The following is an 18,916-nucleotide window of genomic DNA, read 5'->3' as shown; positions in this document are numbered from 1 at the left end:
ATGTGGCGGCCCGCCACTATGGGGAACCCGCTCGCCTCCCACGCACTGAAAGCGAAGCGATACCGGTCTGAGCAGCGCAGAGATCCGCCGGCGGGTATATGCATAAGCCACAAGCAGCATGGATATACCCGCCCTGACAAAAACAACAAGCAACAAAACAAGTCATGGCCAGAGCCTGGCCATCACGGAGCAACACGATGAAATTCAAAACCATGAGCGTGCACAGCGGCCAGCGGATCGACCCCCAGACCGGTGCCCTCACCACCCCGCTCTACCAGAGCAGCACCTTCAGCTACTTCAACGCTCAAGCGGGCAAGGATCGTTTCGCAGGTCAGGCCCCCGGCTTTATCTACAGCCGCTTTGGCAACCCCACCACCGCCGAGCTGGAGCAGAAACTGGCGGCGCTGGAAGGGGCTGACGAAACGCTGGTGGTGGCGAGCGGCATGGCGGCGGTGAGCGCCATCATGTATGCCCTGGCCGACAGCGGCGATGAGGTGGCCTATATCGGCCCGCTCTACGGCGGCACCGATGCGTTCCTCAAGCAGACCTTCAGCCGCGCCGGTATCAAGGTCACCGCTTACGAGAGCGATCGGGATCTGCTGGCCAACATCCGCCCTGCTACCAAGGTGGTACTGTTCGAAACCCTGACCAACCCCACACTCAAGGTGGTGGATCCGCGGCTGGTGGTGGAAGCGGCCCGCAAGGTGGGCGCCATCACAGTGTGTGACAACACCTTCCTCACCCCCTACCTGCTGCGTCCGCTGGAGCTCGGGGTCGATGTGGTGATGCACAGCGGCACCAAATATCTGGGCGGCCACGGCGACATCATCGCCGGAGTGGTAGCGGGCTCTCACGCCCTGATGAAGTCCATCCGCACCGTGGCCCTCAAGCATATCGGCGCCCCCATCGGCCCGCAGGAGGCCTACCTGCTCCAACGCGGTGTCAAGACCCTGCCGCTGCGGATGGATGCCCACCTGCACAATGCCCAGAAAGTGGCCGAGTTTCTGGCCGCCCACCCGGCAGTGAAGAAGGTGATCTACCCGGGGCTTGCCAATCATCCGGGCCACGATGCCCTCGCCGCCTTCGCCAGCGGCTTTGGCGGCATGGTGAGCATTGAGCTGGAAGGCGGGTTTGAGCGCTGCGCCACCCTGCTCGATAACCTGCAGCTGTTCGTGCAGGCGGTGAGTCTGGGCGATTTGGAGAGTCTCGCTTGCCATCCGGCCAGTACCACCCACGCCGCCATGGACGAGGGGAGCCGCCTCGCCGCCGGGGTCAACGACGACCTCATCCGCTTCAGCATCGGGGTGGAAGATGCGGACGATCTGATCGCCGATCTGGCTGCCGCGCTGGCGCAGATCTAACCGGGCGCGCTTTTACTCGCCGACAAAACAGCGGCGAGTGAAATGCCTCAAACACAACAACGGCCCATCAAGGGCCGTTGTTGTTTGGTGCGCTATGGAAAAACGGGAGTTACTCCTCCCACACCACCACCTGGGATGAGGGCCAGCGATCCCCGACCTGGGCGTACTTTTGCTCCAGCAGGTGACGCTTGATCTTCATAGTGGGGGTCAGCACGCCGTTTTCGATATTCCAGGGAGTCTTCACTACCAGAATGCCGCGAATTTTGGCATGAGATTCCAGCTGATCGTTGACCCGTACCCGCGCCGCTTCCAGTCTGGCGTTCACCTCCTCCCGATTGCCCTTCATCGCGCTCTCGGCCAGTTGCACCAGCGCAATGGGCTGCGGCATGCCGTAACCAATCACGCAGAGCTGTTCGATAATGGGCTCCTGACCCAGCAGCCCCTCGATGGGTACCGGCGCCACATACTTGCCCTTGGCGGTCTTGAACACATCCTTCATCCGGCCGGTGATGGTGAGATAACCCTCCTTGTCCAGCTTGCCCATGTCGCCGGTGTGGAGCCACCCCTCGGCATCGATGGCCTCGGCGCTGTGCTCGGGATCCTTGTAGTAACCCAGCATCATCCCTTCGCAGCGGCAGAGGATCTCCCCCTCGTCGGAGATCTTGATGGTCACTCCGATCCCCGCCTTGCCGACGGTGCCGATCTTGTCGGCGCGGAACGGGTAGTTGATGGTGGAGTAGGCGTGGTTCTCGGTCATACCCCAGGCTTCAGTCACCTTGAGGCCGATGCTCAGATACCACTCAAGCAGCGCAGGGGAGACAGGCGCGGAGCCGCAGCCGAGTACCCGGGCCTGATCCAGTCCCAACCCCTTTTGCAGCTTGCGTTTGATAAGGCCGGAGATAAGCGGGATCTTGAGCAGCAACTCCAGTTTGTTCTGGGGCAGCTTCTCGTGGATCTTGATGCGGAACATGGCCCACAGCCGCGGCACCGAGATAAAGACGGTGGGACGGCAACGTTTGACATCTTCGATAAAGGTGTCGAGGGATTCGGGAAAGGCGATGGTAGCGCCGCCATAGAGACTACCGCCGTAGATGTAGACCCGCTCGGTAATATGGGCCAGCGGCAGGTAGGAGAAGCCCCGATCGGCCTGGCTCAGGCTCACCGTCTCCACCAGCTTCTCGCACGACCAGGCGTAACGCTCGACGCTCAGCATCGCCCCTTTCGGCTTGCCGGTACTGCCGGAGGTGTAGACCAGACTCAGCAGGGAGTCAGGGGCCTGCACCGGGCTGTCAGGGATCGGCTCATGCGCCTCCAGCAGGTCATCCCACTGGTGGCTGGCCGGCATGGTGTCGTAGGGGAAGGCGATGCGCAGCAGATCGGCTGGTACGCCCGCCTCCTGACTCTTCCAGTCATCCAGCTTGCCGACGAAGATCGCCTTGGCCTCGCTGTGACGCAGCACATATTCGATGGTGTCGACGTTGGCGGTCGGGTAGATGGGCACGCTCACATACTGCCCCATCTGCATCGCCAGATCGGCGATAAACCACTGGGCGCAGTTCTTGGAGAGCAGCGCCACCTTGTCACCCGCCACCAGACCGAGGTGACGCAAGGCCGTCACCATCCGCCGCGCTTCATCGGCCACTTCACCCCAGGTGAAATCGACATATTCGCGGTTGATGGTTTGACGCAGGTAGGTTCGATCAGGACACTGCCGCTCCCAGTGATAGAGCATCTCGAGCGGCAGTTTATTGGCAATGCGTGAGGAGGAGGCCATAGTTTAATCCCTGAAACAAAAGGCGAAACTTATTATTAACCTTTCACTAACTTCAGGGGAAGAATAAACTCAAACTTCAGTTTGAATTGTGTATCCGATCAAGCTTCTGCGTCTTGTTGCAAACGACTCCACATCGCCTGCACCAGTTTTTCATCCTCTTCAGAAAGCTCACCTTGCAAGATCGCCTCGTTGAGGCTGCGCAGCACATAGCTCTTGACGTCCCGCACCAGGGTCTTACCTTCCAGCTCGGCCCGGGCAACGGCCAATGAGATATGACCTCGCAGGTAACCCCCCGCAAACAGCTCATCGTCGGTCGCGGTAGCAACCATGCTGTCGATCAGTCCCAACAACTTGTGCTCAAAATCGTGAATCGTCATGTAACGCAGCCTCATTTGCGGCAAAAAATTCGGGGGTATGGAACCGCAATCCGGTTGATTGCAGCTCTCTGGCGCCAGGCCAGCAGCGTCCTTGGCGTCCTATTCCGGGTTGGCCACCGGGTAGATGACCTGATCCTTGTATCCCGTGGTTATTCGCAGATAACCACGCAACGCCCGGTTTAATTCGGGATCATCGGTGTCCACCAGCAGCGGCCTGCCCGCAAGGGCGGCAAGCTTGGCTTTGGTTGCCAGCACCTGGATATTGTCCAGCCCGACACACCGAATCACCTCAGGACTCAATTGCTGATTTCCGCGCCCGAACAGATGTCCCTGTCCGCCTATCAGGGTAATGATCAGTCGGCAGCGACGACCGCGGATCCGGGTCAGGATCTCGGCGGCGCTGAGATCCTGCCCGATAAGTCGGCCATTTTCCACCAGATCCACACCGAGCAAGGTATTTTCCAGACCGAGCTCTGCCATACAGGCTGCCACCGTGCTGCCGGAGCCCATCAGATAGAGGGTATCGGGCTCCATCTGCTCCACCACACCGGCGGCGAGATCAGCCAACACCAGCTCTTCGGATTCCTTGCCCCCCTGCTTGACCGCCTGCACATAACGCAGATCGCCGGGCACCTTCAGCTGGCCGTAGTGGCGGGCCCGCACCTTGCCCGCGCGAAACGCCTCCTCGTCGATGTCGCGCACCTCGGCATCGATCAGGCTGAGCAGTTCCCCTGCGATCATCCGCGCCACCACCCGCCCGCTGGCGGCGGGTGTCACCCCGTAGACGCCGGAGTGGATCTTGCACCCCGCCGGAATGCCGAGCACATGGCAGGACTCCCCCACCGCGGCGCAGATATCCCGCGCCGTGCCATCGCCACCGGCAAACAGCAGCAGATCGACCCCGGCTTCGCGCATCAGCCCGGCGGCGTGGCGGGTATCATCGGCCGAGGTGCTCTCCCCGGCCGGTTGATAGATGACCCGACAGGGCAACCCCAGCTCGCGGGCCACCGCCTCCCCCATCTCTCCCGCTACCGTCAGCAGTTCAAACGGGACGCTCAGCTCGCACAGTGGCAACAAGGCTTGCCGCGCCCGCTCCTGCGCCTTGGGCACAGCGCCACGGGCCAGCGCCTCGGCAACCACACCGTCACTGCCCTTGAGCCCCACTGCGCCGCCAATCCCGGCGACCGGATTAATGATGAACCCTAATCGAAACATGCCTGCCTCCCTTGCGATGGCCACCATTTTTATCTTTTCCCCCCTCTGGGACAAGCAGTGGCGCCCCTGCTAGAATGCGCTGCTTCAATTTTCCAACCAATGTTCAACCAAGGTTCAATCATGCTGGAATGGGTTCTTGATCCCTCTGCCTGGGTCGCACTCGCCACCCTTACCCTGCTCGAGATCGTGCTGGGCATCGACAACATCATCTTTATCTCCATCCTGGTAGGTCGCCTGCCGGAGGCGCAGCGTCAAAAAGCGCGCATTCTGGGTCTGGGGCTCGCCATGGGTACCCGGATCCTGCTGCTGCTCTCGCTGGCCTGGGTGATGCGCCTCACCGATCCGCTCTTCACCGTGCTGGGTGAAGCCATCTCCGGCCGCGATCTGATCCTGCTGCTGGGGGGCCTGTTCCTCATCGGCAAGAGTGCTCACGAGATCCACGTCACCCTGGAAGGGGCGGCCGAGCCGGAGAGCGTCAGCAAAGCGGCCTCGGGCTTTATCAGCACCCTGATCCAGATCGCCATCCTCGATATCGTGTTCAGCCTCGACTCGGTGATCACCGCAGTCGGCATGGCCGATCACGTGCCGGTGATGGTGCTGGCCATCATGATCGCCGTCTTCATCATGATGTTTGCCGCCAAATCCATCGGTGATTTCGTCGACAGCCACCCCACCATCAAGATGCTGGCCCTCTCCTTCCTCACCCTGGTGGGTTTCGCCCTGATGGCCGAGGGGATGGACCTGCATATTCCGAAGGGCTACATCTACTTCGCCATGGCCTTCTCGCTGGTGGTGGAGATGATCAACATCCGCCTGCGCAGCCATCACGACAATAACGGGCAAAATAGCGCGCAGTAACCCTGCCCCACATGCCCTCGCGACCCCAGTTGTCGCGATCAAAAAGAGCGCCGATCGGGCGCTCTTTTTTATGGGTAACGAAACGATGAAAGGGTTATTGATCGCTGATGACGATGGCAACCCGGCGGTTGGCGGCCCGGCCCTCTCTGGTCTTGTTATCCGCCAGCGGCATGGTCTCGCCACGGCCATGGATCTCCAGATTGGCTGGCTTCATGCCGACCGAGACCAGCACATCGGCCACCGACTGGGCCCGCTTCAGGGAGAGTTGCTGGTTGTAGCTGCTCTCGCCGGTATTATCGGTGTGACCATCCACCCGCGCCTTGTCCAACCCTACGCCAAGCAGTGTTTTACCCAGTTTTTCAACGGATTGGCGAGTCTGGGGATTGAGCGCCCCCACGTTGTTGGCAAACAGCACCCGGTTGGCCAGATCCAGCGTCCACCCCTCATCGGTCAGATAAAAGCCCTGCTCCTTGAGCACGGCGATCTGCTCCGGGGTCAACCCCTTGGGGGCACTCTGGCAACCGGCCAGCAGCGACAACATCAACCCCAGCAGGGTCACTTTCAACAGGTGGGTGATCTTCATGGTTTGCTCCTTGTTTATGTTGTTATTCTTGCCAGTCAGGCGATGGTTTGCTGTTCGCTGCGGCGCGCCCGTTTCGCCAGATACATGGCTGCATCGGCCTGATCACACAGCACGCTGGCACTCATGCCCGCCTGATAGACGGCGAAGCCGACACTCACCTCGGCCACCAGCTGACGACCGTCACGCAGCGCTACCGGTTCGCTCATCGCCTGCTGGATGCGACCAATCACCTCTTCCACCTCATGCTGTCGCTGGAGTGGGCCAACCAGCACCGCAAACTCGTCACCACCGAGGCGAAACACCAGATCATCCGGACGCAGCTGATGCTGCACCCGTCTTGAGAGCGCAATCAGCACATCGTCACCGGCGTTGTGCCCCAGCGTGTCATTAATTTGCTTGAAACGATCACAGTCGAGATAGAGCAGCGCAAACCCCTCTTGCTCGCCGAGGGAGATGGCCTGCGCGAGCCGCGCTTCAAACAGGGCGCGATTGGGCAGCCCGGTGAGGGCATCGTGAGTCGCCTGATGGAGCAGGCTGGCATTTTCGCGGGCCTGCTGGGCCTGCCAGGCTTGCAGCTCGTCCAGCAGGGAGTTAAAGTCATCCCCCAGCTCGTTAATCTCGACGATATCGGCCGGTGGTGCCCGCATCCCCAGGGTGCGCTGTCGGCGTACCGAGTGGGCGACAAGTGCCAGTTTGCGCAGCGGTGCGGTGATGGAGACCTGCATCCGGTCAGCCACATAGAGTGCCACCATGGCGCTCAGCATCAGACAAACCACCATCACCAGCAGCGCCGAGAGCAAAAACAGCAACAGATATTCACCGTGGCCGCGCAGCTCGATGGTGGCGATCTGCTCACCACCCCGCAGCATGGGGAGTTTGACAGGCCCCGGCATCAGCAGTTGGGCCAGATAGTCTTCGAGCGTCACCAGCGGGTTGCTTCTGGGGCGCTCCCAACTGGCGAGCAGCTGGCCATTGGTCAGCACGATAGTGGCTTGGGCCACCTCTTCCTTGGCAACGATGCCACTGAGCGCCTCGCTCGCCGCCTCCTCATCGTGGAACACCACCGCCGCCTCTGCGCTGTAGCTGATGGCGCGGGCTACCAGCTCCAGATTGTGGTCGGCGTAAAAACGCACTACCAGCAGGGCCACCAGTGTAAAAAAGAGTCCTGCCACGCTGACGGCTGTAATGGCGGCCACCAGATGGGTTCGCCCCAGGCTCTGACGCAGGGTCAGACGGCGGGGAGCCGCGCTCACCTGTCGTCTCATGGGACCCCCTTGTCGGCATGGGCCAGCTTGAGCACAGCGGGATGCACCCGCACGCCGCTCAGGGCCAAGGCATCGAGGTTCACTTTAAACCGCACCCGCACGCTGTCCGGCGAGGTCTGCAGGCAGAACACCGAGCTGGTGGAACAGTCGTGGTTGTATTCGCTGATGCTGAGCACTGGGTGTCCCTGCAGGCGGGCAAACAGCGCAATCCGGGTCGGCTCGTCGAGTACCCCCAGATAGAGCACATCGCAGTGATCGCTGATGGCCGGATCGCTCGCCTCGTAACGATGGACCTGCACGGTACGGCCATTGGCTTGACGATCGATGGTAAAGAGGGCGCCGGCATATTCGGTCGGCGCCGCCACGCACATACGCAGCACCGCAGGCTCGGTGGGCCAGCGGGTGTAACTCATGATATCGAGCACCAGCTCCCTGACCGCCGTCGCCCGGCTCTCTGCGGCCGTTTCCGCCAGCGCGCGGGGCAACAGTAGGCCAAACGCAACCAACAGGAGCGCAAGACGGGCAGTTAAACGGGGGGAAAAGAGTAACAGCATGATCGGGAGGTAGTCGCCTTGACAATACCGCTGCTATGGCATTGCGGTTCGGGTACATGAACCCAGATAGTAAGTTGGCTGACACTGGCCTGACAAGTCTCACCCCGCCATCAACTACCGGGTTCGTGTAAAGAAAACGGAGAGCCCGTCTGGTAACGGGCTCTCTGGTGGCAGGCAACAAGACGGAAATCACTTCTTGCTGATGCCGTATTCCCGCAGCTTGTTGGCGATGGCGGTATGCGACACGCCCAGGCGTTTGGCCAGCTGGCGCGTCGACGGGAAAGCGGGATAGAGCCGGGCCAGCAGCTGGCTCTCGAAGCGCTTCACCGCATCGTCGAGATTCCCCTCAAACCACTCGTCGATCAGCGGCATGGTATCGGCCGCCACCGGCAGGTCGATCTGCTCGGGTCCCAGCTCATCCCCTTCCAGCAGGGTCATGGCACGGTAGAGACAGTTGCGCAGCTGACGCACGTTGCCCGGCCAGCGGTAGGCGGTCAGGTAGTCGGCCATGTTGCGGGTAAAGCGCGGACGGGGTCGCTGCAACTCGCTGGCAAAGCGGGAGACAAACTGCTGGGCCAGCACCATGATGTCTGCCTTGCGCTCGCGCAGGGGCGGCAGCGCCAGACTGAGCACGTTGAGGCGATAGTAGAGATCCTCGCGGAAGGTTCCTTCGTGCACCAGATCCAGCAACTGCTTCTGGGTGGTGCAGATGAAACGCACGTTGACCTTCACCTCCTGCTCGTCACCGACCCGGCGGAATACCCCATCCTGCAACACCCGCAAAAACTTGGTCTGCAGATGGGGAGACATGTCGCCGATCTCGTCCAGCATCAGGGTGCCGCCGCTCGCCAGCTCCAGCACGCCGCGCTTGCCCTCGGTGTTGTTGCCAAAGGCGCCGGGGGCATAACCAAACAGCTCGCTCTCGGCCACGTTATCGGGCATGGCGGCGCAGTTGAGGGCCATAAAGGGGTGGCTGGAGCGCAGGCTGGCCCCGTGACAGGCACGGGCCAGCAGCTCCTTGCCGGTACCGGTCTCACCGACAATCAGCAGCGGCGCGTCCTGCATCGCCAGTTTGCGCGCTTGCGACAGCACCTCTTTCATCTTGGGGCTCTCGGCCTGCAGATGCTCGAAGCCCCCCACTTCCACCGCATGAAGCGCGCTGAAGTGCAGGCCGACCCGACGGGCAGATTTGAGCACCACCACGGCCCCGGCCAGCGCCTGCTTGCCGCGGGCTTCCGCCACGAACAGCGGCATCAGATCCGCCAGATACTCTTCGCCATTGAAACTGAGCTTGCAGGTCTGCGGCTTGATCTCGCTCGCCTCCAGCCAGCGGGTGAAGGAGAAACCCTTGACCAGCGAACCGAGCGCCACGCCGCGCACCTCCTCCACCGGCAAACCGAGGGTGGTGAGGGCAGACTGGTTGGCCTGGGTCACCTTGCCCTTGCTGTCGAGGGAGAAGACCAGATCCGGCAGCGCCTTGAGCAGCGCCTCGATCTCGTGATGCTCTCGCTCGGAAGGCATGTAGGGGATGGTCTTGACGTCGTAGACGCCGGGAATGCGGCGGATCTCCGGCATCAGGTGCTGAAAATCACTGAACTCCAGCTCGGGAAAGTTGAGATAGATGATGCCTGAGGTATCGATTTCGATGCCGCGCAGATCGATATTGTGCTCCACCAGGCGGTCGAGCAGTTCCCGGGTCAGGCCCAGGCGGTCTTCACAGCTGACTTCAAGACGCATTCGGGACACACTTCCTAGCTAACTCTATGAATGAGCGGATAATACAGTCTCGATCCCCCCAGTGCGAGCGCCAGCCCATAAAAATGCGGGCCTGCCCCGCTTTCGCAGGCAGGCCCGGGTCAACCGATGACGCTGGTGTGGGGTGCGATTACCGGAGCAACTGATCGGTGCGCGCCGCCATGATGAAGTCGTTGCGATGCAAACCGCCGATCTTGTGCATCCACCAGCTGACGATCACCATATCGCTCACTCGATGAGTGGTGGCGTTCACTTCAGCAGCTCATCCGTGCGTGCAGCCATGATGAAGTCGTTGCGGTGTAATCCGCCGATCTTGTGCGTCCACCAGCTGACAGTCACCTTCCCCCACTCGGTCAGGATGGCCGGATGATGGAACTCCGCTTCCGCCAGCTCCCCCAGGCGGTTGGTAAACGCCAGCGCCTCCTTGAAGTTGCGAAACGTAAATTCCCGCCGCAGTTGCAGCGCCCCCTCCTCCACCAGCGGCTGCCAGTCGGGAATAAGCTGCATCAGCTCGCGCAGCTCCTCATCGCTCACCTTGGGGGCATCGGCGCGACACGCTTCACACTGTTGGCTGGCCAGTTCGGACATGGGTTACTCCTACTTGAATTAATGAAAAATTAATGACAATGAAATAGGGTTGTTTGCTTTTGGTCAGCTCGCCTGTTTGCCAGCGGGAACCTCAAAACGTGGCGGATAGAGGCCAAGCCGACTGGCCTCCGCCAGAGCAGCCATGATCTCCTCCCCGGTCAACTGGTAGAGATGATCGAGACTCGGCAGCACAAAATAGGTGGGCTGCATGATGTCGATGCGATAGGGGGTGCGCAGCACGGTCAGTAGAGCGAAGGGTTGCAGCAGCGGCTTCCCGGAAAGGGCATAGGCGGTCTCGCCGATGGAGGAGAGAATGCCGCCACCGTAGATACGCAGCCCGTCAGGCGTCGCCAGCAGGCCAAACTCCACGGTGAACCAGTAGAGCCGCGCCAGAAAAACCCGCTGCTCCTTGCTCGCCTGCTGCCCCAACTGACCGTATAGGTGGGTGAAGTGGGCAAAGGCCGGATTGGTCAGCATGGCGCAGTGGCCGAAGATCTCGTGAAAGATATCCGGCTCTTGCAGGTAGTCGAGCTCGTCCCGGCGCCGGATAAAGGTCGCCACCGGAAACTGGCGATTGGCCAGCAGGGCGAAGAAGCGATCGAACGAGATAAGCGCAGGTACCGCTGCCACCGACCAGCCGGTCGCAGGCTGCAAGACGGCGTTGATCTCGGCCAGCTGGGGGATGCGATCACGGGGTAGCCCCAGCCTGTCGAGACCGGCCAGATACTCGTCACACCCCTTGCCATCGAGAGCGGCGAACTGACGCTCGATCAGGATCTGCCAGGTGCCGTGCTCTTCGTTGCTGTAGTGGATCACCCCGTCAGCATCCGGCTGGTGGGCGGTGTAGAAGGTTGCCATAGCGGTTCCATCCTCTGGCGCCACATCAGGCGCCTTGCCGTTTCATCACGGCTTCACTGTAACGAAATGGCAACAAAAAAAGCAGCCGACCCATGAGTCGGCTGCCGGAAACAGTTGTAAATAAATTGTGACAACCCGCTAACCAATCCCCACTACAGCTTGACCATGATATGGCGCGGCACAGTGTAATCCTCCAGCGCATAGAGGGAGAGATCCTTGCCGTAGCCCGACATCTTCATGCCGCCGTGGGGCATCTCGGAGGTGAGCATGAAGTGGGTGTTGATCCAGGTGCAGCCATATTGCAAGTGGCTGGCCACCTTGCTGGCGAGGCTCAGATCCTTGGTCCAGACCGACGAGGCGAGGCCATAGTCCGAGTCGTTGGCCCACTGCACCACCTGCTCGGCATCGTTGAAACGGGTCACCGACACCACGGGGCCAAATACCTCGCGCCGCACGATCTCATCCTCCTGCCGAGCCCCGACAATCAGGGTCGGCTCGAAGAAGAAGCCGTTGCCGGGACGGATCTTGCCCCCCGCCGTCACCTCCACATGACCGCTGCTCTGGGCGCGCTCGACAAAGCTGGCGACCCGGTTGCGCTGTCTGTCCGAAATAAGCGGCCCCATCTCGACCCCCTCCTCGTACTGGCTGCCCACCTTGATGGAGGCCACCGCATCGGTCATGGCGGCAACGAACTTGTCGTAGATCTTGCCCTGGGCATAGATACGGCAGGCGGCGGTGCAATCTTGCCCTGCATTGTAGAAACCGAAAGTACGAATACCCGCCACTACGGCCTCCAGCTCCGCATCGTCGAAGATGATCACCGGCGCCTTGCCCCCCAGCTCAAGGTGGGTGCGCTTCATGGTGCGGGCGGCACTCTGCAGGATCTTCTGGCCGGTGGCGATATCGCCGGTGAGCGATACCATCCGCACCAGCGGGTGCTCCACCAGCGGCGCCCCCACACTCTCGCCCCGCCCGCAGATGACGTTGATAACGCCGCGGGGAAAGATCTCGCTGGCCAGCTCCGCCAAACGCAGCGCGGTGAGCGGGGTCTGTTCGGAGGGTTTGAGCACCACCGTATTGCCCGCCGCCAGCACCGGCGCCATCTTCCAGGCCGCCATCATCAGCGGGTAGTTCCAGGGGGCGATACTGCCCACAACACCTATGGGGTCGCGGCGGATCATGCTGGTGTGCCCCTCGAGATACTCCCCCGCCAGCGGCCCTTGCAGGCAGCGGGCCGCCCCGGCAAAGAAGCGGAAGCAGTCCACCACCGCGGGCAGCTCGTCGTTGAGCACTGCCAGATAGGGTTTGCCGCAGTTGAGGGATTCGAGCGCCGCAAACTCCTCGGCGTGGCGCTCGACGAGATCCGCCAGACGCAGCAGCATGTTGCTGCGGCTTGCCGGGGTGGTGCGGCTCCACTGGGCGAAGGCGCGCTGGGCACCGTTCACCGCCCGGTTCACCTGTTCGAACGAGGCTTCGGGTACGGCGGCGATCTGCTCGCCGTTGGCCGGGTTGAGAATGGGTTCGGCCTGCCCATCGCCGGTCACAAACTGGCCATCAATCAAGAGTTGGGTAGAGAGTTTCATGGTTGCATCCTTGCGCACGCGTTGAGTCATCATTTGCCACTGCCAGCGACATCATGGGTGTCGCGAGTGAGGTAGTAGGCAAGCAAAATAGGGATAGTGGTGAAGGCCACTATGATGAGGGCCACCACGTTGGTGACCGGCCTGTCTCGGGGACGGATCAGCTCCTGATACATCCAGATGGGCAGCGTGGTCTGCTGGCCCGCCGTGAAGGTAGTGACAATCACTTCGTCAAAGCTCAGGGCAAAGGCCAGCATGCCCCCCGCCAGCAGCGCCGTGGCCAGATTGGGCAGGATCACGTAGCGCAGGGTCTGGAAGCCGTCGGCCCCGAGATCCATCGACGCCTCGATGAGGCTCTGGTTGGTGCGGCGAAAACGGGCCAGCGCATTGTTGTAGACCACCACCACACAGAAGGTGGCGTGGCCGATAACGATGGTCCAGAAGCTGAACGGGATCTCCATCAGGCCGTAGGCCGAGCGCAGCGCGATACCGGTGACGATACCGGGCAGCGCGATGGGCAGCACCAGCAAGAGCGACACCACCTCCTGACCGAAGAAGCGGCTGCGGGCAATGGCCCCTGCTGCCAAGGTGCCGAGGATCATGGCCGCCAGTGTCGCCAGCCCTGCGACCTCCAGTGACAGCTGGATGGCACGCCACACATCGGGGCGATTGAGGGTTACCTCGAACCATTTGAGAGTGAGTCCGGGGGGCGGAAACTGGTAACTCTTGCTCTCGCTGGTGAAGGCGTAGAGGAAGATAAACAGAATGGGAAAGTGCAGGAACAAGAGCCCGCCGATGGCGGCGTACTTGAGCAGGCCCGAAGGGCGCTGTCCCTGACTGCTCACTGAGCTAGCTGACATGACGGCCTCCTTGCTGCCGGTTCAGAGCGAGATGGTCAAAGCGCATCAAAAGCCCCCAGTCGTTTCGCAATCGCCAGATAGATGGCGATGATAAGGATCGGCACCAGCGAGAAGGCGGCGGCAAAGGGCAAGTTGCCCGCCGTCCCCTGCTGCATGTAGACCACCTGACCGATATACATGGTCGAGTTGCCAATGATGCCGGGGATGATGTAATCACCGAGGGTCAGCGAGAAGGTGAAGATGGAGCCCGCCACCACACCGGGCAACGCCAGCGGCAGGATCAGGTTGCGAAAGGTCTGGGCGGGTGTCGCCCCCAGATCGCTGCTCGCCTCCAAGAGGGATCGCGGTATACGCTCCACCGCCGCCTGAATGGGCAGGATCATGAAGGGCAGCCAGACATAGACGAACACGATAAAGGTGCCGAGCCGCGAGAAGGAGAGCGACGGGCCACCGATCACCGGCAGGGAGAGGATGGCATCGAGCAGCCACTCCAACCCCATGCTGTCCGCCAGCCAGCTCACTACCCCCTCCTTGGCCAAGATCAGCTTCCAGGCGTAGACCCGCACCAGATAGCTGGACCAGAGCGGCAGCATGATCCCCACATAGAACAGCGCCCGGGTCTTGCCACTGGTGTAGCGTGCCATGTAGTAGGCAACCGGAAAACCGAGCAGGGCGCAGGCCAGAGTCACCAGCAGCGACATGCCGACGGTGCGGCCGATCACATCCAGATTCTCCGGTCGCAGCAGGGCGACGAAGTTTTGCAGCCCCAGCTCGTGGCGCACCTGACCGCTGAACTCGTCCAGCCCGAACAGGGAGTTGGAAAGCAGCATCAGCAAGGAGCCGACATAGATGATGCCGAGCCACAGCAGCGGCGGCCCCAGCAGGATCGCCAGCAGCAGGCCGGGCCGACCATAGAGCAGGGTCGAGAGGCGCCGCAGCGGCCTGAAACGGGCAGGTTCGGGCTGATGGTTCATGGCAAGACTCGCACTGTGAGGGGCACTCATGGCTGCGCCCCCTGATGGGCGCCGCTCAGGCGATGGATGGCCTGCTCCGGCCAGCTGAGGCTGACCCTGCTGCCACGGGCCAGACGGGCCTGCCCCTCATTGGGGTGGTTGACGATGATCTCGAGCTGCTCCCCGAGATCAACCCGATAACGGACGAAGGGACCCAGATACTCCACCTCGCGGATCTCTCCCGACCAGCCCGGCACACCCGCCTCAGCGAGCCGGATCCGCTCCGGGCGCACCATCATCTGGCTGCCGTCGCCGCACAGCCGTCTGGCCTGCTCCCCTTCGAACAGATTGACGGTGCCAACGAAGCGGGCCACAAACGGCGTCGCCGGAGCGTCGTAGATGGTATCGGGGGCGGCAATCTGCTCGATCTTGCCCTGACTGAAGATGCAGATCCGGTCGCTCATTGAGAGCGCCTCCTGCTGATCGTGGGTGACGAAGATAAAGGTGATGCCCAACTGGCGTTGCAACGCCTTGAGCTCAAGCTGCATCTGCTCGCGCAACTTGAGATCGAGGGCCCCCAGCGGCTCGTCCAGCAGCAGGATGCGTGGCTGGTTGATAAGCGCCCGGGCGATGGCGATGCGCTGGCGCTGGCCGCCGGAGAGCTGGCTTGGGCGGCGCTTGCCGACCCCAGGCAGTCGCACCAGCTCCAGCATCTCGTCCACCTTGCGGTAACGCTGTGCCTTGGCGACCCCCTTGAGCATCAGGCCATAGCCGATGTTGTCGCGCACATCCATGTTGGGAAACAGGGCGTAGTCCTGAAACACGGTATTGAGGTTGCGATCGTAGGGGGGCACGGTGGAGCAGGGTTCGCCAAACAGGCGGATCTCCCCGTCGCTCGGGTACTCAAAGCCCGCTATCATCCGCAGGCAGGTGGTCTTGCCGGAACCGCTCGGCCCCAGCAGGGTAAAGAATTCCCCGGAGGGGATCTGGAAAGAGATGTCGTCGACCGCCTTCACCTCGCCATAGTGGCGACTGACCCGGTCAAATTGTACGGCGTTCATGGGGCGTCCTTGTCTGTACTGGGATTGGCCGGACTCCTGTCCGGCCCGCTTGATTATCCGCTCTCGGCAGTCGTGCAGAGGAGGCGCAGCTCCCCTGCCGTTGGCAAGGTGGCAACCGGGGCGACCACCTTGCTCACGCCGCCTTAGCGACCGCCCAGAATGGCGATATAGTCGGAGACCCAGCGGTAATAGGGCACGCAAGTTCCCTGGCTCTTGCACTGGGAGACCGGAGTGCGCCAGAAGCGAACCCGATCGAAGTTGTCGATACCGTTGGTTTTGCACCCGGTCGGGCCCAGCAGGGCATTGCCCTCACAGGCGGCAGGTACCACAGGCACCGAGCCAAACCAGGCGGCGAGATCCCCCTGCAGCTTGTTGCTCAGAGAGTGCTCCAGCCACTTGTAAGCGCAGGTGAGGTTCTTGGCATCGCTGTGCACCATGCTGGTATCGGCCCAACCGGTCACGCCCTCTTTCGGCACAGTGGTGGCGATGGGCTGCTTGTCGGCGATCAGGGCGTTGGCCTGGAACGGCCAGGAGCCTGACGCAACCACCCCTTCGTTCTTGAAGTCATCGATCTGGACGAAGGCATCATGCCAGTAGCGTCCCACCAGCTGGCGCTGCTTGCGCAGCAGATCGAGGGAGGCCTTGTACTGATCCTCGTTCAGCTCGTAAGGATCCTTGATGCCCAGGGCGGGCTGATGGGTCATCAGATAGAGGGCGGCATCGGCGATGTGGATCGGGCCGTCAAAGGCCTGCACCCGCCCCTTGTTGGACTTGCCATCCGCCAGGGTCTGCTCCTCGAACACCACGTTCCAGGAGTCCGGTGCCTTGGGGAACACCTTGGTGTTGTACATCAGGATATTGCCGCCCCACTGGTAGGGCACGCCGTAGTGCTTGCCATCCACAGTGTGCCAAGGGGCATTTTGCAGCCGGGGATCAATCTTGCTGTAGCTCGGGATGAGCGCCAGATTGAGCGCCTGCACCTTGCCACCGGCAATCAGACGCAGACTGGCATCGCCGGAGGCGGTCACCAGATCGAAGCCCCCCTCGTTCATCAACGCCACCATCTCGTCCGAGGTGGCCGCCGTCTTGACGTTCACCTTGCAGCCGGTCTCTTTCTCGAAGCCGGTTACCCAGTCGTAGTTCTTGTCGGTCTCGCCACGCTCAACGTAGCCAGCCCAGGCCACGATATTGAGCTGGCTTTCACCCTTGCCGAGCTCGGTCGGGGCAGCCTGGGTCTGGCCTGCCAGCAGCGCCGGCACAAGAGCCAGCATCAGAGGGGTCAATTTCATCATGCACTCCTTGCATTGTGTTGACTTGCATCAGGTGAAGGAACGCCACCATGGGCGTTAACATCCTGTTAACCAGCAATGAGCTTAGGGGAGTGGCAATACGATGAATATTTCAATTTTTGATGGCTCAGGTATCAGCTAAATCGATATCGAGTGCAGATGAATCTGATTTTTGGTGGCTACCCCGCAAGAGATGGCTAGCGAGGGAGCGCCTGACGGGCCCGCAACCGGCTCTGATCCCGCGCAATATCGATAAATTCCCTCGCCGTCCAATCCAGCCGAGAACCACGGCGCCACACCAGCCCGATATCGATGGCGGGAATGGGCTCCTTGATGGCGCGCGCCTCGACCCGCTCCTGCTCCAGCGACCAGGGGCGATAGGCAAAATCGGGCAACAGGGCGACCCCGAGCTGGCTCGCCACCAGACTGCGCACAGCCTCCACCGACGCAGTGCGCAGCACGATACGGGGGGAGATGCCGTAGCGACGCAGGCCGCCACCGATGATCTGATCGAGCTGATCGGCGGTCAGCGAGATCATCGGCTCCTCCCCCAGCGCGGTGAGCGAGAGGGTCGACTCGGCGCAGAGCGGGTGGTTGGCGGCCAGCCAGAGCCGCAGCGGCGAACGGGTCAGCAATTCGGTATCAAACGCCTCTTGCCGGATGGTGCGGTTGGTCATCAGGATCCCCACATCCACCTCGCCGTTGACGATCTGGTGCTCCAGAAAAGGCTGTTCATCCTCCTTCACCTCGATCTGTACCGCCGGAAAGGCGCGGCGAAAACGGCCGAGCGCCTCTGAGAGGTAGTAACCCGCCACCAAGGTGGTCACGCCGATAGTGAGTCGCCCCTGATCCTGCTGGGCCACCGCTTTGAGGGAGTGGCTCGCCTCGGTCATGGCGCCGAGAATGCGGCGGGCGTGGAGCAAAAACTGGTGGCCCTGGGTGGTGAGGGTGACGCCGCGCGGATTGCGCTCGAATAGCGGGGCGCCGAGCTCGGTCTCCAACTCGCGAATGGCGCTGGTGACCGCCGACTGGGAGATATGCAGCTCGGCGGCGGCGCGACTCACTGAGAAGCTGTCAGCCACGGCCACAAAATAACGGATCTGGCGAAAGGTAAAGTTCATCGGGCATCCTTGCCGATTGGTACGATGAGTGTGATTGGTAAGATTGACTGCCAGCTTAACCGTAAACGGGCGCCCCGCCAAAGCAGGACTCTGCTGCCAACTCAATGATCTGCCGATTAAAACCATGCCCCTGTGGCTTGGCGAGCACGACAGGGGCATGGATCATCGCAGCAAGGTGCAGACAGGGCTATCAGGATTTGTTGAGGTACCCCGCCAGCTGGCCGATCAGCCGCTTGCGCAGCTCGCCGAGTTTGGGTTTCTCGTCCGCACACCAGGGCAGCGGGCGGCACGCCTCTATGGTGCGCAGGCCAAGGCGAGCGGTGAGCAGTCCGGCCCCCACCCCTTGGGCGGCGCGGGCGGAGAGCTTGGCGGTAAGCTCGGCCCCCAGCAAGTCCATCCCCACCTCGGTCACCAGCTCGGTGGCACCGGCGTAGAGCATGTTGCGAAACACCTGACGAATGAGGCGAATGCGGCTCCAGTAGCCAAGCTCGATGGCATAGACATCAGCGATGTCCTCTATCATCCGCAGGTTGCGCCACAGCATCAGCATCATGTCGACGGTGGCGAGCGGGCTCAGCGCCACCAGCACCGCGGCCTCCCCCGACCACTTGGCCACCCGCGCCTGCGCCAGCTTGTCGCGCTCGCCGAGTACCAGCTGGCTATAGAGGGTCAGCACCTCCCGATCGCTGTGGCTCTCATCGAGCTGGGCCAGCCAGGTTTGATACCCCTCGCGCCCCTTGTCGCCACTTTTGACCGCCAACCCTTCGCAAAAGGCCTGCCCCTGCCCGACTCCCTGATGAGCAAGCAGACCTTCTGCTCGCGAGCGTACATCCTGACGCCGCTTGAGAGTGCGCAGTCGCAGCC

At 61.8% G+C, this 18,916-nt stretch carries 19 protein-coding genes; 2 read left to right on the top strand and 17 right to left on the bottom strand.

The features are described from left to right. Positions 1-197: 197 nt before the first annotated feature. A complete protein-coding gene (locus tag L972_RS06300; RefSeq protein WP_047436704.1) occupies positions 198-1,361 on the top strand; it encodes a trans-sulfuration enzyme family protein in 1,164 nt (387 codons plus the stop codon). A gap of 109 nt (positions 1,362-1,470) precedes the next feature. Here L972_RS06300 and L972_RS06295 read toward each other — a convergent pair whose 3' ends face one another. The 3 genes from L972_RS06295 to L972_RS06285 form a co-directional block, all read right to left on the bottom strand. Further along, on the bottom strand, positions 1,471-3,135 hold the full coding sequence (locus L972_RS06295) for an AMP-binding protein (RefSeq protein ID WP_013723648.1): 1,665 nt from the start codon (positions 3,133-3,135) through the stop codon (positions 1,471-1,473). Between the two features lie 98 nt (positions 3,136-3,233). Beyond that, positions 3,234-3,512, bottom strand: coding sequence for a YfcL family protein (locus tag L972_RS06290; protein ID WP_005333639.1), 279 nt, complete (start codon positions 3,510-3,512; stop codon positions 3,234-3,236). A gap of 99 nt (positions 3,513-3,611) precedes the next feature. Next, entirely contained in the window at positions 3,612-4,727 is a 1,116-nt protein-coding gene (locus L972_RS06285) for an ATP-NAD kinase family protein (RefSeq protein WP_047436701.1), read from the bottom strand. Positions 4,728-4,847: 120 nt separating this feature from the next. Between L972_RS06285 and L972_RS06280 the strand changes: the two genes are divergently transcribed. Continuing rightward, complete coding sequence (locus L972_RS06280; RefSeq protein ID WP_005333641.1) at positions 4,848-5,585, top strand: TerC family protein; 738 nt, start codon at positions 4,848-4,850, stop codon at positions 5,583-5,585. 94 nt (positions 5,586-5,679) lie between these two features. Here the strand turns inward: L972_RS06280 and L972_RS06275 are convergent, their stop codons facing one another. The 14 genes from L972_RS06275 to L972_RS06210 all read right to left on the bottom strand — a co-directional run. Next, positions 5,680-6,168 (bottom strand): OmpA family protein, encoded by a 489-nt coding sequence (locus L972_RS06275; protein ID WP_005333642.1) that lies wholly within the window; start codon positions 6,166-6,168, stop codon positions 5,680-5,682. A 35-nt stretch (positions 6,169-6,203) separates the two neighbouring features. Continuing rightward, the gene (locus L972_RS06270) at positions 6,204-7,433 is read right to left on the bottom strand and encodes a diguanylate cyclase domain-containing protein (RefSeq protein ID WP_005361161.1); all 1,230 of its coding nucleotides are present in this window, start codon (positions 7,431-7,433) and stop codon (positions 6,204-6,206) included. Next, the gene (locus L972_RS06265) at positions 7,430-7,987 is read right to left on the bottom strand and encodes a YfiR family protein (RefSeq protein WP_005333646.1); all 558 of its coding nucleotides are present in this window, start codon (positions 7,985-7,987) and stop codon (positions 7,430-7,432) included. Before L972_RS06265 ends, L972_RS06270 begins: the two co-directional genes overlap by 4 nt. 189 nt (positions 7,988-8,176) lie before the next feature. Next, entirely contained in the window at positions 8,177-9,724 is a 1,548-nt protein-coding gene (gene tyrR / locus L972_RS06260) for a transcriptional regulator TyrR (protein ID WP_005333656.1), read from the bottom strand. Between the two features lie 148 nt (positions 9,725-9,872). Further along, complete coding sequence (locus L972_RS22100; RefSeq protein ID WP_257496256.1) at positions 9,873-9,995, bottom strand: 4a-hydroxytetrahydrobiopterin dehydratase; 123 nt, start codon at positions 9,993-9,995, stop codon at positions 9,873-9,875. After that, positions 9,992-10,330, bottom strand: a complete 339-nt coding sequence (locus L972_RS06250) for a 4a-hydroxytetrahydrobiopterin dehydratase (protein ID WP_019444917.1) — start codon at positions 10,328-10,330, stop codon at positions 9,992-9,994. The genes L972_RS22100 and L972_RS06250 overlap by 4 nt, the downstream gene beginning before the upstream one ends. A gap of 63 nt (positions 10,331-10,393) precedes the next feature. Further along, positions 10,394-11,188: a phenylalanine 4-monooxygenase gene (phhA, locus tag L972_RS06245; RefSeq protein ID WP_047436697.1), complete on the bottom strand. Its 795-nt coding sequence runs from the start codon at positions 11,186-11,188 to the stop codon at positions 10,394-10,396. Positions 11,189-11,340: 152 nt separating this feature from the next. After that, positions 11,341-12,771, bottom strand: coding sequence for a gamma-aminobutyraldehyde dehydrogenase (locus tag L972_RS06240; RefSeq protein WP_047436693.1), 1,431 nt, complete (start codon positions 12,769-12,771; stop codon positions 11,341-11,343). Positions 12,772-12,800: 29 nt separating this feature from the next. Then, the gene (locus L972_RS06235; RefSeq protein ID WP_047436690.1) at positions 12,801-13,628 is read right to left on the bottom strand and encodes an ABC transporter permease; all 828 of its coding nucleotides are present in this window, start codon (positions 13,626-13,628) and stop codon (positions 12,801-12,803) included. Positions 13,629-13,663: 35 nt separating this feature from the next. Beyond that, positions 13,664-14,632, bottom strand: coding sequence for an ABC transporter permease (locus L972_RS06230; RefSeq protein ID WP_005346227.1), 969 nt, complete (start codon positions 14,630-14,632; stop codon positions 13,664-13,666). Next, on the bottom strand, positions 14,629-15,642 hold the full coding sequence (locus L972_RS06225) for an ABC transporter ATP-binding protein (RefSeq protein ID WP_047436685.1): 1,014 nt from the start codon (positions 15,640-15,642) through the stop codon (positions 14,629-14,631). The genes L972_RS06230 and L972_RS06225 overlap by 4 nt, the downstream gene beginning before the upstream one ends. A 143-nt stretch (positions 15,643-15,785) precedes the next feature. Next, positions 15,786-16,931 (bottom strand): ABC transporter substrate-binding protein, encoded by a 1,146-nt coding sequence (locus L972_RS06220; RefSeq protein ID WP_047436683.1) that lies wholly within the window; start codon positions 16,929-16,931, stop codon positions 15,786-15,788. A gap of 197 nt (positions 16,932-17,128) precedes the next feature. Further along, complete coding sequence (locus L972_RS06215) at positions 17,129-18,052, bottom strand: LysR family transcriptional regulator (RefSeq protein WP_005361174.1); 924 nt, start codon at positions 18,050-18,052, stop codon at positions 17,129-17,131. Positions 18,053-18,242: 190 nt separating this feature from the next. Then, on the bottom strand, positions 18,243-18,916 hold a 674-nt coding region (locus L972_RS06210; protein ID WP_047436681.1), incomplete at its 5' end, for a YcjF family protein.

Origin of the sequence: Aeromonas sp. ZOR0001, from assembly GCF_000801015.1 — a bacterium.
GTDB classification, from domain to species: Bacteria; Pseudomonadota; Gammaproteobacteria; order Enterobacterales; family Aeromonadaceae; genus Aeromonas; species Aeromonas veronii.
This window is presented reverse-complemented; position numbering and strand designations above follow the sequence as displayed.